This window comes from Sphingomonas sp. Leaf67 (assembly GCF_001421965.1).
In the GTDB taxonomy this organism is placed as follows: domain Bacteria; phylum Pseudomonadota; class Alphaproteobacteria; order Sphingomonadales; family Sphingomonadaceae; genus Sphingomonas.
Map to the genome: position 1 here is coordinate 566757 of NZ_LMLP01000001.1, position 14032 is coordinate 580788.

The 14032-nt window shown below is 66.6% G+C and carries 14 protein-coding genes; 9 read left to right on the forward strand and 5 right to left on the reverse strand.

The genetic code is table 11. The annotated features are described in order from the left end of the window. Window positions 1–54: 54 nt before the first annotated feature. The 3 genes from ASE90_RS02790 to ASE90_RS02800 all read right to left on the reverse strand — a co-directional run bounded on the left by ASE90_RS02790 (window position 55) and on the right by ASE90_RS02800 (window position 3781). Window positions 55–1728 (reverse strand): amidohydrolase, encoded by a 1674-nt coding sequence (locus ASE90_RS02790; RefSeq protein ID WP_055995611.1) that lies wholly within the window; start codon window positions 1726–1728, stop codon window positions 55–57. Beyond that, window positions 1725–2591: an NAD(P)-dependent oxidoreductase gene (locus ASE90_RS02795; RefSeq protein WP_055995614.1), complete on the reverse strand. Its 867-nt coding sequence runs from the start codon at window positions 2589–2591 to the stop codon at window positions 1725–1727. The genes ASE90_RS02790 and ASE90_RS02795 overlap by 4 nt, the downstream gene beginning before the upstream one ends. Window positions 2592–2806: 215 nt before the next feature. Further along, window positions 2807–3781, reverse strand: a complete 975-nt coding sequence (locus ASE90_RS02800) for an SDR family oxidoreductase (protein ID WP_055995617.1) — start codon at window positions 3779–3781, stop codon at window positions 2807–2809. 93 nt (window positions 3782–3874) lie between these two features. Between ASE90_RS02800 and ASE90_RS02805 the strand changes: the two genes are divergently transcribed. From ASE90_RS02805 to ASE90_RS02815, 3 genes are all read left to right on the forward strand, one after another. After that, window positions 3875–5116: a threonine ammonia-lyase gene (locus tag ASE90_RS02805; protein ID WP_055995620.1), complete on the forward strand. Its 1242-nt coding sequence runs from the start codon at window positions 3875–3877 to the stop codon at window positions 5114–5116. 128 nt (window positions 5117–5244) lie between these two features. Next, entirely contained in the window at window positions 5245–6033 is a 789-nt protein-coding gene (locus tag ASE90_RS02810) for an arginyltransferase (protein ID WP_055995623.1), read from the forward strand. Beyond that, window positions 6030–6446 carry a hypothetical protein gene (locus tag ASE90_RS02815; RefSeq protein WP_055995626.1) on the forward strand — a complete coding sequence of 139 codons (417 nt, stop codon included), beginning with the start codon at window positions 6030–6032 and terminating at the stop codon, window positions 6444–6446. The genes ASE90_RS02810 and ASE90_RS02815 overlap by 4 nt, the downstream gene beginning before the upstream one ends. A gap of 241 nt (window positions 6447–6687) precedes the next feature. Here ASE90_RS02815 and ykgO read toward each other — a convergent pair whose 3' ends face one another. Then, window positions 6688–6813 carry a type B 50S ribosomal protein L36 gene (gene ykgO, locus ASE90_RS02820; protein WP_055755695.1) on the reverse strand — a complete coding sequence of 42 codons (126 nt, stop codon included), beginning with the start codon at window positions 6811–6813 and terminating at the stop codon, window positions 6688–6690. 190 nt (window positions 6814–7003) lie between these two features. On the opposite strand from ykgO, the gene ASE90_RS02825 reads away from it, so the two are divergent. From ASE90_RS02825 to ASE90_RS02850, 6 genes are all read left to right on the forward strand, one after another. Further along, on the forward strand, window positions 7004–7618 hold the full coding sequence (locus ASE90_RS02825) for a DUF4136 domain-containing protein (RefSeq protein WP_055995629.1): 615 nt from the start codon (window positions 7004–7006) through the stop codon (window positions 7616–7618). Next, window positions 7615–8727 carry a M14-type cytosolic carboxypeptidase gene (locus tag ASE90_RS02830; protein ID WP_055995632.1) on the forward strand — a complete coding sequence of 371 codons (1113 nt, stop codon included), beginning with the start codon at window positions 7615–7617 and terminating at the stop codon, window positions 8725–8727. The genes ASE90_RS02825 and ASE90_RS02830 overlap by 4 nt, the downstream gene beginning before the upstream one ends. Further along, window positions 8724–9179 carry a GNAT family N-acetyltransferase gene (locus ASE90_RS02835; protein WP_055995635.1) on the forward strand — a complete coding sequence of 152 codons (456 nt, stop codon included), beginning with the start codon at window positions 8724–8726 and terminating at the stop codon, window positions 9177–9179. Before ASE90_RS02830 ends, ASE90_RS02835 begins: the two co-directional genes overlap by 4 nt. A gap of 36 nt (window positions 9180–9215) precedes the next feature. Beyond that, window positions 9216–9902: a 2,3-diphosphoglycerate-dependent phosphoglycerate mutase gene (gpmA, locus tag ASE90_RS02840; protein ID WP_055995638.1), complete on the forward strand. Its 687-nt coding sequence runs from the start codon at window positions 9216–9218 to the stop codon at window positions 9900–9902. Between the two features lie 388 nt (window positions 9903–10290). Continuing rightward, on the forward strand, window positions 10291–10776 hold the full coding sequence (purE, locus tag ASE90_RS02845) for a 5-(carboxyamino)imidazole ribonucleotide mutase (RefSeq protein ID WP_055995641.1): 486 nt from the start codon (window positions 10291–10293) through the stop codon (window positions 10774–10776). Next, entirely contained in the window at window positions 10773–11831 is a 1059-nt protein-coding gene (locus tag ASE90_RS02850; protein WP_055995644.1) for a 5-(carboxyamino)imidazole ribonucleotide synthase, read from the forward strand. Before purE ends, ASE90_RS02850 begins: the two co-directional genes overlap by 4 nt. Before the next feature lie 77 nt (window positions 11832–11908). Here ASE90_RS02850 and ASE90_RS02855 read toward each other — a convergent pair whose 3' ends face one another. Next, entirely contained in the window at window positions 11909–13966 is a 2058-nt protein-coding gene (locus ASE90_RS02855; protein WP_055995647.1) for a S9 family peptidase, read from the reverse strand. Between the last annotated feature and the right edge of the window lie 66 nt (window positions 13967–14032).

Below are 14032 nucleotides of genomic sequence, written 5' to 3' on the forward strand. Positions count from 1 at the left end.
CACGCAGGACGGTTGCGTTTGCCACACTCCCCGTACCCCCGGACCTGGAGAATATTACCGCCCGGCCTCGGCCTTTACCTTCTCGACGATCGGCCACGCCTTGTACCCGCCGACCCATGTCTCGATGACCTTGGTCGCGCGCAGGTCCGCCGCGCTCGCCGCGACTGGATCGCGATCGACGACCAGGAAATCGGCCTTCTGTCCCGGCAGCAGCGATCCGAAGCGCTGTTCGGCGAACCCGGCGAACGCCGCATCCTGCGTGAACGCCTTCCACGCCTGCTCGCGCGTCACCTTTTCCTCGGGACGCCACCCGCCCGGCGGCTGGCCACTGGCATCCTCGCGCGTGAACGCCGCCGCCCAGCCGATGAACGGGTTCGGATGTTCGACCGGATAGTCCGATCCGAACGCCAGCCGCCCGCCATCCCGCAGCACCGTCGCCCACGCATAGGCCCCGGTCAGTCGCGCCGGCCCCAGCCGGGCCTCGGCCATCGTCCGGTCGCCGGTGGCATGGACCGGCTGCATCGACGCGATGATCCCGTTCCGGCCCAGCCGCGGCAGGTCTGCGGGATCGAGCACCTGTGCATGTTCGATCCGCCAGCGGCGATCGTCCTTGTACGACGCCGCCAGTTCGTCGATCGCGTCGAGCACTTGGCCGTTGGCACGGTCGCCGATCGCATGGATGGCGAATTGAAACCCGTCCATCGTGCCCCGGCTCAACAGGTTCAGCAGCGTCGTATCGTTGATGAACGACAGCCCGCTCTGCTTGGGCGCATCGGCATAGGGCGCCTTCAGCCACGCCCCGCGCGACCCCAGCGCGCCATCGGCATACAGCTTGATCCCGCCCATGCGCAGCCGGTCGCCATACAGCCACGGCGTCGGCCCCGCGCCGGCGATCGTGAGCGCCGGTTCGAGCCCGGCGGCATAGCTCATGATCCGCACGCGCAACTGGCCGATATCGCCCATCCGCCGGAATACCAGCCAGTCGTCGACCGACGTTCCCATGTCCGCCGTCGCGGTAATACCGTTCGACAGCAGCATCTCCTGCGCCTTCAGGAACGCGGCATTGCGTTCGCGCGGCGACGGTTTGGGTTTGGCGGCGTCGAACAGGCTGGCGGCATTGTCGACGAACACGCCCGATGGCTGTCCATTCGGCAGCAATTCGATGCGCCCGCCCGCCGGGGCAACGGTCTTGGCGGTGATCCCCGCCGCCTTCATCGCCGCGCCGTTCGCCCATACCGCATGGCCATCGGCACGTTCGAGCAACACCGGCTTGTCCCCGGCCGCCGCATCCAGTTCGGCAGCGGTCGGGAACCGCCCCAGCCCCCATGCCTCCTGGTTCCAGCCACCGCCGACGATCCACTGCCGGTTGCCGTTGCTCCGCGCATAGGACTGGATCGCCGCCTGCGCATCGGCCAGCGACTTGGTGTTCGACAGGTCGAGTTCGAGGGCGCGATAGCCCAGCGACATCACATGGCCGTGCGCGTCGATCATACCCGGCATCACGACCCGCCCGCCCATGTCGCTGCGCCAGTCGAGCTTTTTCGGTGCCTTCTCGCCCTTGGGCACCAGCCGCACGACCTTGCCCTCGCGGTCGATCAGGATGCCGCCGAACCGCACCACCTTCCCCTGCGAATCCAGCGCAACGCCGTTGATGTTGTCGACCAGTCCGTCAGCCTGCGCGGTCCCGGCCAAGAGCAGCGCGGCGACGGTCAGGGCATGGCGAATCATTTCGCGATCCTTCGCACCAGCGCGCTGGTATCCTGCCGCCCGCCACCCATGGCCTGCACCTCGGCATAGAATTGGTCGACCAGCGCCGTCACCGGCAGCGTCGCGCCGTTGCGCCGCGATTCGTCGAGCGCGAGCCCCAGATCCTTGCGCATCCAGTCGATCGCAAAGCCGAAATCGAACTGATCCTGCGCCATGGTGGGCCAGCGATTGACCATCTGCCAGCTCTGCGCCGCACCGCCCGACACCGCTTCCAGCACCTTGTCGAGATCAAGGTCGGACGTCTGCGCGAACCGCAATGCTTCGGACAGGCCGCCCAGCACACCCGCGATGCAGATCTGGTTGACCATCTTGGTCGTCTGCCCCGCGCCCGCGTCGCCGACATGCACGATCCGCTGCGCATAGGCCTGCATCAGCGGTTCGGCCGCCGCGAACACTTGCGGCGTGCCGCCGCACATGATCGACAGCTTGCCATTCTCGGCCCCGGCCTGTCCGCCCGACACCGGCGCATCGAGGACCAGCAGCCCCCGCGCTCCGCCCGCCTCGGCGAGTTCGCGCGCGATCGCCGCCGACACCGTGGTATGATCGGCAAACAGCGCGCCGGTTTGCATCGCGCCGAACGCGCCATCGGCGCCTAGCGTCACCTGCCGCAGATCGTCGTCATTGCCGACACAGGCGAACACCGCGTCCGCCCCCGCGGCGGCCGCCGCCGGAGTGTCGGCGACGTCGCCGCCATATTTTTCGCTCCACGCCTCCGCCTTGGCGCGAGTGCGGTTGTAGACGGTGACCTGATGGCCGGCGGAAACGAGGTGACCGGCCATGGGTGCGCCCATGACGCCGGTGCCGATGAATGCGAGTTTTGCCATGGGGCTGCGGTCTATGGACTTCGCGCGGCGCGGGAAAGAGGCGATGTGATCGGGCGCACGCTTCCCGCGCGCCCGTCGTCACTCCCGATCTCCACCGTCCTTCCCGTGCAGGCGGGAATCCATAAACGCTACCGGTTCGGCTCCATACCAAACGTCAGCGCATATGGACTCCCGCCTCCGCGGGAGTGACGCCAAATGGCAGCTGTGACGTTCCGTTACGCCGGCTGCCCACCCCCGCCGGTCGCGCCGAAGATCTGCCCGGTCGAAAAGCTGTTCGACGGGTCCGCCGCCGCCACATACAGCCCGGCGATCTCGGCGGGCTGCCCCGGCCGCCCCAGCGGGCTGCTCTTGCCGAACGTCTGTTGTTTCTCCGGCGTCGCACCACCGCTTACCTGCAACGGGGTCCAGAACGGCCCCGGCGCGACCGCATTCACGCGAATCCCCTTCGCCGCCAGTTGCTTGGCCATCGCCTTGGTAAAGTTCAGCACCGCCGCACGGGTCAGCGCGTAATCGACGATATCGGGCGACGGATCGCCCGCCTGCTCGGACGAGGTATTCACGATCACCGACCCCGCCCCCATCCGCTCGACCGCCGCCTTGGTCAGCCAGAACGGGGCATAGACGTTGGTCTTCATCGTATCGTCGAAATCCTGCGAAGAGATCGACGCGATATCCGGCCGGGTCTGTTGCCGCGCGGCATTGTTGACGAGGATGTCGAGCCCGCCCAGTTGCGCCGCCGCCTGCTGGACCAGTTGCCGGCAAAAGCCTTCGTTGCGCAGGTCGCCGGGAATCGCCACCGCCTTGCGCCCCGCCGCACGGATCAGCGCGACGACTTCGCGCGCATCGGGTTCTTCGGCGGGCAAGTAGTTGATCGCGACATCCGCGCCTTCGCGGGCGTATGCGATGGCGGCGGCGCGACCGATGCCGCTGTCCCCGCCGGTAATCAGCGCCTTCTTGCCCGACAGTCGCCCCGACCCCTTGTAGCTTTGCTCGCCATGATCGGGCCGGGGATTCATTTTGGACGCGAGACCTGGCCATGGCTGACGCTGCACCGGAAACGGCGGTTTGGGATAGGCGGCGGGTGCGGCGGTGGTCGGCTGCGTACCCTGCGCGACGGCAGGCGCGGCGCTGGCGGCGACGCCGGCAAGGGCGGCGCCGGCCACGAAGGTGCGGCGATCGGTATCGGTCATGGTTCGGCTTTCCGGCTGGAGCGATTTCACCCAAGCAGACGCGCGCCGGGTCGACGGGTTCCCCTTTTCCGCCAAATCGGCTACCCGCCCGCGATGTCTACCAACCCGATCGCTCCGTCCGCCCTGCCCCTAACCGTCGACGATGTTCGTACCGCGGCGATGCGGATCGGCGGCTCGATCGTGCGCACGCCGACGCTCATCAGCCGGACCCTGTCCGACATGACCGGCGCGACCGTTTATCTGAAATTCGAAAACCTTCAGTTCACCGCCGCTTACAAGGAACGCGGCGCGCTCAACACCCTGCTGCAACTCGACGAGGCCACCCGTGCGAAGGGCGTCATCGCCGCCTCCGCCGGCAACCATGCGCAGGGCCTTGCCTATCACGGCAACCGGCTGGGCGTGCCCGTCACCATCGTGATGCCGCGCCCGACTCCGACCGTGAAGGTCATGCAGACGCAGAGCCACGGCGCGACCGTCGTACTGGAGGGTGAAACCTTCGACGCAGCCTATGCCCATGCGCTGAAGCTGGAGGCCGAACAGGGACTGACCTTCGTCCACCCGTTCGACGACGCCCGGATCATGGCGGGGCAAGGCACCGTCGCGCTCGAAATGCTCGCGGACGTGCCCGACATCGACATGCTGGTCGTGCCGATCGGCGGCGGCGGCCTCATCAGCGGCATGGCGACCGTAGCCCGTGCGGCCGATCGCAAGATCGAGGTCGTCGGGGTGCAGGCCGAGCTGTTCCCGTCGATGTACAACCGCCTGCACGGCACCACGATGGAGTGCGCGGGCGATACGCTGGCGGAGGGGATTGCGGTCAAACAGCCCGGTGGGCTGACTGCGCAGGTCGTGGCGGCGCTGGTCGACGACATCGTGCTCGTCAGCGAACGCCAGCTGGAAGAAGCCGTCAGCCTGCTGGTCCAGATCGAGAAGACCGTGGTCGAGGGGGCCGGCGCCGCCGGGCTCGCCGCGCTGCTGGGTCATGGACAGCGGTTCAAGGGCAAGACTGTCGGCATCGTGCTGTGCGGTGGCAATATCGACACGCGCCTGCTCGCCAACGTCCTGCTTCGCGATCTCGCCCGGTCGGGTCGTCTCGCGCGGTTGCGCATCCGGTTGCAGGACCGCCCCGGCGCGCTGTTCCACGTCGCGAAAATCTTTCACGAACACGCGGTCAACATCATCGAGGTCTATCATCAGCGCGTCTTCACGACGTTGCCGGCCAAGGGTCTCATCACCGACATCGAATGCGAGACACGCGACCGCGACCATCTCGACCGGCTGATCGACGGCCTGCGCGCGGGCGGCTATGAGGTGAGCACGGTCGAGCTGGCCTAGCGCTCCATGTTCCGGAACGGGAAGCGATCGCGCGGATAAACAATCGCGACCCGCTTTCCGTCGGTTAGGATAATCGCCATATCTTCGGCGCTAATCCCGTTCGGCATGTCTGATCGAAGGAACCCTGGGTGACCGCGCCGTTTCGTTTCCCCCGCTTCTTCGTCACCTCTCCCGCGCCCTGCCCCTATCTGCCGGGGCGGCAGGAACGAAAGGTCTTTACCGAACTCAACGGCCCCCATGCCGACGAACTGAACGAAGCGCTCGGCCGAATCGGGTTTCGCCGCAGCCAGTCGGTCGCCTATCGCCCCAGTTGCGTCGGGTGCAGCGCCTGTGTCTCGGTGCGGGTCGTCGCCAGCGACTTCACGATGAACGCAACCCAGCGCAAGCTGATGCGCCGCCACGCCGATCTCGACATTCGCGCGTGCAAGCCATGGGCGACCGACGAACAATTCCGCCTGCTGCGGCGCTATCTGTCGGTGCGGCATCCCGGCGGCGGCATGACCGCAATGGACGAAACCGACTTCGCCGACATGGTCGAACATTCGCCGGTGAGTTCGTGGGTGATCGAATATCGCGAGCCATCGGTCGACGGCGTACCCGGCCGGCTGGTTGGCGCGTGCATCACCGATGAACAGGCCGACGGGCTGTCGATGGTCTACAGCTTCTTCGAAACCGATCCCGAGGCGCGCGCCGGCCTCGGCACGTTCATCATCCTCGACCATATCCGCCGCGCACGCGCCACCGGCCTGCCCTATGTCTATCTCGGCTATTGGGTGCAAGGGTCGCCACGCATGACGTACAAGACCAAGTTCCGTCCGCTCGAAATCCTCGGACCGGCGGGCTGGACGGTACTCGACGACGCGACGGCGGCCGCGGCGGCAGCGGTAGGATCGGCGGGCACGGCGGTTCCCGCATGATCTCAGCGCTGGTCGCACTGGCGTTCGTCGCGCAGTCGGCGAGGCCACCCCTTCTCGACCAGCGTCGCATCGACCTGTTGCAATTCGAAGTCCGCCTGCCCGATACGCTGAGCACTGCCGAGCGGACCCGGGCCGTCGCGACCTTCACCGCCGACACCCGCACGATCCGCGCCTGCCCCGACGCCGCCCGCATCGCCGCGCGCTACAGGAAGGACCGGATTTTCTCCGGCACGCTGACCTCGCGCCCGAACGTCCCCTATGCCGTATTGCCCGCGCCGCTCCGGATCGAACTGGCGAAGGTACCGACCGGCCGCGCGACCCGCCCGTTCGGATCGGGCAAGGAGTTGCGCGTCCTGATCGCCTGTTCCGAACCGAAACTGCCGCGAAACGCCGCGTCGCAAGGGACGATCTAAGGCCCCGTCCGTGGGTCTTCCGGACGATGTACTTCCTCTCGTCACCCTCGCCCAGGCGGGGGTCCAAACACGCCGACGTCGCTGGTCTGACCGAAGCAGCAGCGTCTATGGCTTCCCGCCTACGCGCCAAGAATGAAATTCGCCAAACCCACAACACGAAAAGGCACCCGACCCACCAAGGGTCGGATGCCTGTCCGAATCACCCACCGGCACAGCCCGATCGGGCCGCACCGACCGCGAATCAACCCTGGCGGGCCTTGAAGCGGCGGTTGGTCTTGTTGATGACGTAGATACGGCCGCGACGGCGGATCACGCGGTTGTCCCGGTGGCGATCCTTGAGCGACTTCAGCGAATTGACGATCTTCATGTCACGGCTCTCAAACGGCAAAAGGGCCGCTCGCACGGCCGGAAAAGAGGCGTCCAGCTATCGCCGGCCGGGCCATTCGTCAAGAGCGGAACGGCGTGCCGATCGAAACACCATCGCAATGAACCCTTCCGCCGCCGATACGCGTTGGGCATTTCAGCAATCGGTCGTGTCGTAAACGAAGGTGAGTCGTATGAACAAGGCGTTCGGATTCGGGGTGATGGCCGTAGCGGCGGTTCTGGCATCGGGCTGTACCACCACCGGATCGCGCGTCCGCCCGGTCGATGTCACCCGCTTCCACCTGAGCCAGCCGGTCGCGCGGGGCAGCTTTTCGCTCGAACCGCTGTCGACCAACGGCAGCGTCAGCCCCGAATTTCAGAACTATGCCAATGCCGTCGGTCGCGAGATGGAAAAGATCGGCTTTGTCCGTGCCGGCACCGGCCCGTCCGACCTGATCGTCTCGGTCGGCTTTACCCGCGCCACCCGAGGTTTCGTCGAGAAGCGCCCTCCGGTGTCGATCGGCATCGGCGCGGGCGGTGGCGGCGGTGGCTGGCGCGGCGGTGGCGTCGGTCTGGGCGGCGGAGTCGGCTTCGGCATCGGCGGCGGGCAGCGAGAGGTGGTCGGGACGGAAATGATGGTCCAGATCCGCCGCCGCAGCGATTCGACGACCATCTGGGAAGCGCGCGCGCTCACCGATTCGCTGGAAAACACGCCGGGTGCGCAGCCGGTGTTCCAGGCGGATCGTCTGGCAAACGCGATGTTCCGCAACTTCCCAGGCGAGTCGGGAATCACTACGACGGTGAAATGAGCATCACCATCAACGCCGCGTTCGACAGCGGCAATATCCGCTTGGTCGCCATTCAGGGCGACGTGATCGATCTGGAGATCGTCGCCGACCGCGCGTCCGACTTCTACCAATGGTTCCATTTCCGCGTCGCCGGCGCACGCGGCCGAACGCTGACGTTCCGCATCGTCAACGCCGGCGGATCGGCCTATGCGTTCGGCTGGCCCGGTTACGCCACGCGGATGAGCACCGACCGCACGGCATGGCGACAGGTCGATACCGGCTATGCCGACGGCGTCCTCACCTTCAGCGCGACCTACGACACCGATCTCGCGTGGTTCGCCTATTTCGCGCCCTACACCATGGATCGCCACGACGACCTGATCGCGCGCATCGCGGTGCGGCCGGGGGTCGTCCACCGCGAACTGGGCCAGAGCCTCGACGGTCGCGCGATCGATTATCTGACGCTCGGCGATGGCCCGTTGCAGGTCTGGGCCTATGCCCGCCAGCATCCCGGCGAATCGATGTGCGAATGGTTCATGGAGGGGCTGCTCGAACGTCTGACCGATCCGGCCGACGCGGTCGCTACCGATCTGCGGCAGCGCATGGCCTTCCACTGCGTCCCCAACATGAACCCCGACGGGTCGTATCGCGGCCATCTGCGCACCAACGCCGCGGGCGTGAACCTCAACCGCGAATGGCACGCCCCGTCGGCGGAGCGCAGCCCCGAAGTGCTGTGCGTCCTCGGCCGCATGGACGAGACCGGCGTCGACATCGCCATCGACGTGCACGGCGACGAAGCGATTCCCGCCAACTTCATCGCCGGCTACGAAGGCATCCCCAACTGGACCGACGAGCATGGCGCGCGCTTCACCGCGTTCGGCGCGGCATGGGCGGCGGCTACGCCCGATTTCCAGACCAGGCTCGGCTATCCCATATCGGCCGCCGGACGGGCGAACCTGTCGATGTCGACCAACCAGATCGCCAACCGCTTCGGCGCGCTCGGCATGACGCTGGAAATGCCGTTCAAGGATCACGATCCCAATCCCGATCCCGAATTCGGCTGGTCGCCCGAACGGTCGAAACGGCTGGCGCATAGCTGGCTGGAGGTGCTGGCGGACATCACGCGGTGATCGTCCGTCCGGGCGGCCTCGATCATCCGGCCACCGCAGCGCTGCTGGCGGCGCATCTCGTCGATATGCACGCCAGTTCGCCGCCGGGCAGCGTCTACGCGCTCGACCTGTCAAGGCTGGCGACGCCCGACATCGCGTTCTTCACTGCATGGGACGGCGAAGGCCTGCTCGGCTGCGGCGCGTTGCGCACGCTCGGCGACGGTACGGGCGAGGTGAAATCGATGCGTACCGATCCCGCGGCACGCGGTCGTGGCACCGGGCAGGCGATCCTCGACCACATCGTCGGCCATGCGCGGGCGGCGGGCCTGACCGGCCTGCTGCTCGAAACCGGCACCGGCACGATGTTCGATGCGGCCCACCGGCTGTACGCCCGCAACGGCTTCGTGCCCTGCCCGCCCTTCGGTGGCTACGTTGCGACCGCCTTCAACCGGTTCCTCTCCCGCCCGCTTTAGGCTAGTCGCGACCCCGACAACCGCAATGGAGGCCACATGCCCACGCTCGTCCTGATCCGCCACGGCCAGTCCGCCTGGAATCTCGAAAACCGCTTCACCGGCTGGTGGGACGTCAACCTGACCGAGAAGGGCGAGGGCGAAGCCAAGGCAGCGGGCGAGTTGCTCGCCGAAAAGGGGCATGATTTCGACGTCTGCTTCACCAGCTATCAGACGCGCGCGATCAAGACGCTGAACCTCGCGCTGGAGGCGATGGGCCGCCTGTGGCTCCCGGTCGAAAAGGACTGGCGCCTGAACGAGCGGCATTATGGCGGCCTGACCGGGCTCGACAAGGCGGAGACCGCGGCCAAGCATGGCGATGAACAGGTCAAGATCTGGCGTCGCAGCTTCGACGTGCCGCCGCCGCTGCCCGAAGCGGACAGCCCATGGGACCTGTCGGCCGACCGCCGCTATGCCGGGATCGACATTCCGCAGACCGAAAGCCTGAAGGACACGATCGACCGCGTCCTCCCCTATTGGGAAAGCCGCATCGCCCCCGAACTGAAGGCCAGCAAGCGCGTCCTGATCTCGGCACACGGCAACTCGCTGCGCGCGCTGGTCAAGCATCTGTCGGGCATTCCCGATGACGAGATTACCGGCCTCGAAATCCCGACCGGTCAGCCGATCGTGTACGAACTGACCGACGATTTGACGCCGACCGACCGCTACTATCTCAGCGAGCGGTAAGCGCGTCTAACGTACCCATACAGATTACCGTTTGGTTCGAGCAGCTTCGAGCGAAGTCGAGAAGCGTCCGTCGAGAACGCCCCGTTTGGGGAAACCCTTTCGGCGACGGCTCTCGACAAGCTCGAACCTCTGCTCGAAGCAAACGGAGGGCATAAGGTCAGGGCCGCAAACCCCTTTCCTACACGCCCCACCCCCGCCAAACTCCCCTCTGGCCCCAGACCCCGGCCGCCGCTCTTTGACCTCGCAAAACATCCACCGCACAAACTGCTCACGAGTGTGACCTTTGTGACCTTTGGGCATTTGAATACGCCGCCGCGGCATCCTTCCGCTTGCCCTGTTTCGGCCCCTTGCCTAAGCAGCGCCCTCCCCCAAGCGTTACGGGCAGACAATGAACGACGCACCGTTGGTCGGCATCATCATGGGCAGCACTTCCGATTGGGAGACGATGCGCCACGCCGCCGAAACCCTGACCAAACTCGGCGTTCCGCATGAGACGAAGGTCGTCTCCGCGCACCGCACCCCCGCCCGGCTGGTCGACTATGCGACGACCGCGGTGCAGCGCGGGCTGAAGGTCGTGATCGCCGGTGCCGGCGGCGCGGCCCACCTGCCGGGCATGGTCGCGTCGATGACCCGCCTGCCCGTGCTGGGCGTGCCAGTCGAATCGCACGCGCTGAAGGGCATGGATAGCCTGCTGTCGATCGTGCAGATGCCCGGCGGCGTTCCGGTCGGCACGCTGGCGATCGGCAAGGCGGGGGCGATCAACGCCGGCCTGCTCGCCGCCTCGATCCTCGCCACCGCCGACGATGCGCTGGCCGAACGGCTCGACGCGTGGCGGTCCGCGCAGACCGATGGCGTGGCGATCGATCCGCAATGACACCGCTGCCCCCCGGATCGACGATCGGCATCATCGGATCGGGCCAGCTCGGCCGGATGATCGGCGTCGCCGCCGCGCAGCTCGGCTACCGCATCCATGTCTATGCACCCGACAGCGGCCCGGCCAACGACATCGCCTTCGCGCATAGCCGCGGCGACTATGACGATATCGACGCGTTGCGCGCCTTCGCCCGGCAGGTCGACGTCGTCACCTACGAATTCGAGAATATCGCCGCCGCCCCGATCGAGACGCTGGGCGACAAGGTCCGCCCGTCGGCCCGCTCGCTCGCGGTCGCGCAGGACCGGGTCCGCGAAAAGCGCTTCGTCGAGGCATTGGGCGGCCGTCCCGCCCGCTGGGCCGAGGTCGCCGACCGCGCCGCGCTCGATGCGGCGATCGACACCGTCGGCTGCCCGGCGGTGCTCAAGACCACCCGCTTCGGCTATGATGGCAAGGGGCAGGCCCGGCTGCTGTCGCCCAACGACGCCAGCGCGGCATGGCTGGCGATCGGCGGCGGACCAGCGATCCTCGAAGCGTTCGTCGACTTCGAACAGGAATTCTCGGTCGTGCTGGCACGCGGTGTCGATGGTACGGTCGCGCTGTATCCGTCACCGGTGAATGTCCACAAGGACGGCATCCTCGACACCTCGACCGTCCCCGCCCCGTCGATCGAACCGTGGCGGGCCGAGGCCGAGGCGCTGGCCTGCAAGGTGGCTGACGCGCTCGACCATGTCGGCGTGCTGACGCTTGAATTCTTCTGCGGGGCCGACGGCGCGGTGTTCAACGAAATGGCCCCGCGCGTCCACAACTCGGGCCACTGGACGATCGAGGGTGCGGAGACGTCGCAGTTCGAGAACCATGTCCGCGCGGTGTTGGGCCTGCCGCTCGGCGGCACCGGCCTCACCGGGACGCGGGTCGAGATGACCAACCTGATCGGCGACGATGTCGACCAGTGGCAGGCACTGCTGACCGAACCCAGCGCGCATCTACACCTCTACGGCAAGAACGAAGCCCGCCCCGGCCGCAAGATGGGCCATGTGACGCGGGTCAAACGCTAAATCCTCCCCGCTCTGCGGGGAGGGGGCTTCCCCGACCGGATCACTCGCGGACTTCCCCCCTCCCTCCCGGCAACGACTTACGCTTCGACCCCCAACTGCCACAGCACGAACGCCATCTCCTCGGCCGCCTCGCGCAAACTCTCCCACCGCCCCGACTTGCCGCCATGGCCCGCGCCCATATTGGTCTTGAGCAGCAGCACATTATCGTCGGTCTTGGTTGCGCGGAGCCGCGCCGCCCACTTGGCCGGCTCCCAATAGGTAACGCGCGGATCGTTCAGTCCTCCCGAAATGAACACCGGCGGATAGGCCTGTGCGGTCACATTGTCATACGGGCTGTACGACCGGATCAGTTCGAACGCCGCCTTGTCCTCGATCGGATTGCCCCATTCGGGCCATTCGCCGGGCGTCAGCGGCAGGCTGTCGTCGAGCATGGTGTTCAGCACATCGACGAACGGTACGCTCGCCACCACCGCGCCCCATAGCTCGGGGTCGGAGTTCATTACCGCCCCCATCAACTCGCCACCCGCCGATCCGCCGGCAATCGCGATCCGCCCTTTCCCGGTGAAGCCGAGGTCGATCAGCCCCTTCGCCACATCGACGAAGTCGTTGAACGTGTTGGTCCGCTTCTCCAGCTTGCCGTCCAGATACCATTGCTGGCCAAGGTCGTCGCCACCCCGGATATGGGCGATGGCGAACGCCATGCCGCGGTCGAGGAACGACATGCGGCTGGTCGAGAAACCCGGCGGGATCGCATAGCCATACGCGCCATAGCTGTAGAGATAGAGCTTGCCCGTCCCGTCGCGCGGGAAGTCCTTCGGGTACACCACCGAACACGGGATCGCGGTGCCGTCGCGCGCAGTGATGTGCAGCCGCTCGGTCGCATAGCGGGCGGAGTCGTAGCCCGACGGGATCGTCTGCACCTTGCGGACGGTCAGACCGCCGCTTGCGACGTCATAGTCGTAGACGGTGCCCGGCGTGACCATCGATTCATAACCAAGCCGCAGGGTATCGACGTCATATTCCGGATTGTCGCCCAGCCCGACAACAAAGCTCGCCTCCGGAAACGCGATCGGCCGCGCCGCCCCGCCCGCATAGTCATGCAGCCGGATCTGATCGAGCCCGTCGAGCCGCCCTTCGACGACGAACAGCTTCGCGAAGGTCGTGATCCCGGTCATGTAGAAATGCGGGTCGGCCGCGATCAACTCCTGCCAGTCGCCGGGCCGTTCCAGCGGCGCGGTCGCAAGTCGGAAGTTCGGATGGGTGTCGTTGGTGTGGATGAACAGCGTGCCGTCATGCTCCTCGACATCATATTCGACATGTTCCTCGCGCGCCCGGACGAGGATCGGTTCGGCGGTCGGATCGTCGGCCGGGATCAGCCGTACCTCGCTGGTGACGTGGTCGCCCGCCGAGATGACAAGGAAGCGCCGCGACTGGGTCTCGCCGACCGATACCCGCCAGCCCTCATCGGCCTCGTGATACAGTTCGATGTCCTGCTCGATGAGAGTGCCGATGCGGTGCAGCCGGGCATTGTCGGTGCGCCATTGTTCGTTGGCCAGACCGTAGAGAAAGCCGGTGGAGTCGGCCGTCCACACCAGTTCGGACAGCGTTCCCGGGATCACGTCGGCCAGCAATTCGCCGGTCGCCAGATCCTTGACCTGCGCCTCGAACCGCTCGCCGCCGTCATCGTCGATCGCATAGGCGAGCAGCCGCCCGTCGGGGCTGACCGACAGCGCGCCCAGCCGGAAATATTCCTTGCCCTCGGCCAGCGCCGGTTCGTCGAGGATCAGTTCGTCGGCACCGCCCGCCACCGGCTTGCGCCACCAGCGGCGATACTCGCCGCCGGTTTCGAAATCGGACCAGTACCACCAGTCGCCGTCGCGTTGCGGCACGGTCGCGTCATCTTCCTTGATCCGTGCCCGCATCTCGGTGAACAGCGTATCGATCAACGGTTGATGCGGGCGCATCACCGCATCGAAATAGTCGTTCTCCGCCTTCAGATAGGCGAGCACGTCTTCGTCCTCGACCTTCGGATAATTCGGGTCACGCAGCCATGCCCATGGATCGTCGACGACGATGCCATGGCGTTCGAAGGTGTGGGCACGTTGTTCGGCGATCGGCGGAATGGGTCTGGTCATAGGACGCCCATATGGGACGCGCCGTTGCCGACGTCGAGTTCGGTTGTGCTTTTGTGACGCGGTCGT

Coding starts and splice junctions, on each gene's coding strand:
- ASE90_RS02815 (WP_055995626.1), top strand. CDS start 6,030: ATGATCTCAGCGCTGGTCGCACTGGCGTTCGTCGCGCAGTCGGCGAGG.
- ykgO (WP_055755695.1), bottom strand. CDS start 6,813: ATGAAGATCGTCAATTCGCTGAAGTCGCTCAAGGATCGCCACCGGGAC.
- ASE90_RS02800 (WP_055995617.1), bottom strand. CDS start 3,781: ATGACCGATACCGATCGCCGCACCTTCGTGGCCGGCGCCGCCCTTGCC.
- ASE90_RS02790 (WP_055995611.1), bottom strand. CDS start 1,728: ATGATTCGCCATGCCCTGACCGTCGCCGCGCTGCTCTTGGCCGGGACC.
- ASE90_RS02825 (WP_055995629.1), top strand. CDS start 7,004: ATGAACAAGGCGTTCGGATTCGGGGTGATGGCCGTAGCGGCGGTTCTG.
- purE (WP_055995641.1), top strand. CDS start 10,291: ATGAACGACGCACCGTTGGTCGGCATCATCATGGGCAGCACTTCCGAT.
- ASE90_RS02805 (WP_055995620.1), top strand. CDS start 3,875: ATGTCTACCAACCCGATCGCTCCGTCCGCCCTGCCCCTAACCGTCGAC.
- ASE90_RS02855 (WP_055995647.1), bottom strand. CDS start 13,966: ATGACCAGACCCATTCCGCCGATCGCCGAACAACGTGCCCACACCTTC.
- ASE90_RS02850 (WP_055995644.1), top strand. CDS start 10,773: ATGACACCGCTGCCCCCCGGATCGACGATCGGCATCATCGGATCGGGC.
- gpmA (WP_055995638.1), top strand. CDS start 9,216: ATGCCCACGCTCGTCCTGATCCGCCACGGCCAGTCCGCCTGGAATCTC.
- ASE90_RS02795 (WP_055995614.1), bottom strand. CDS start 2,591: ATGGCAAAACTCGCATTCATCGGCACCGGCGTCATGGGCGCACCCATG.
- ASE90_RS02830 (WP_055995632.1), top strand. CDS start 7,615: ATGAGCATCACCATCAACGCCGCGTTCGACAGCGGCAATATCCGCTTG.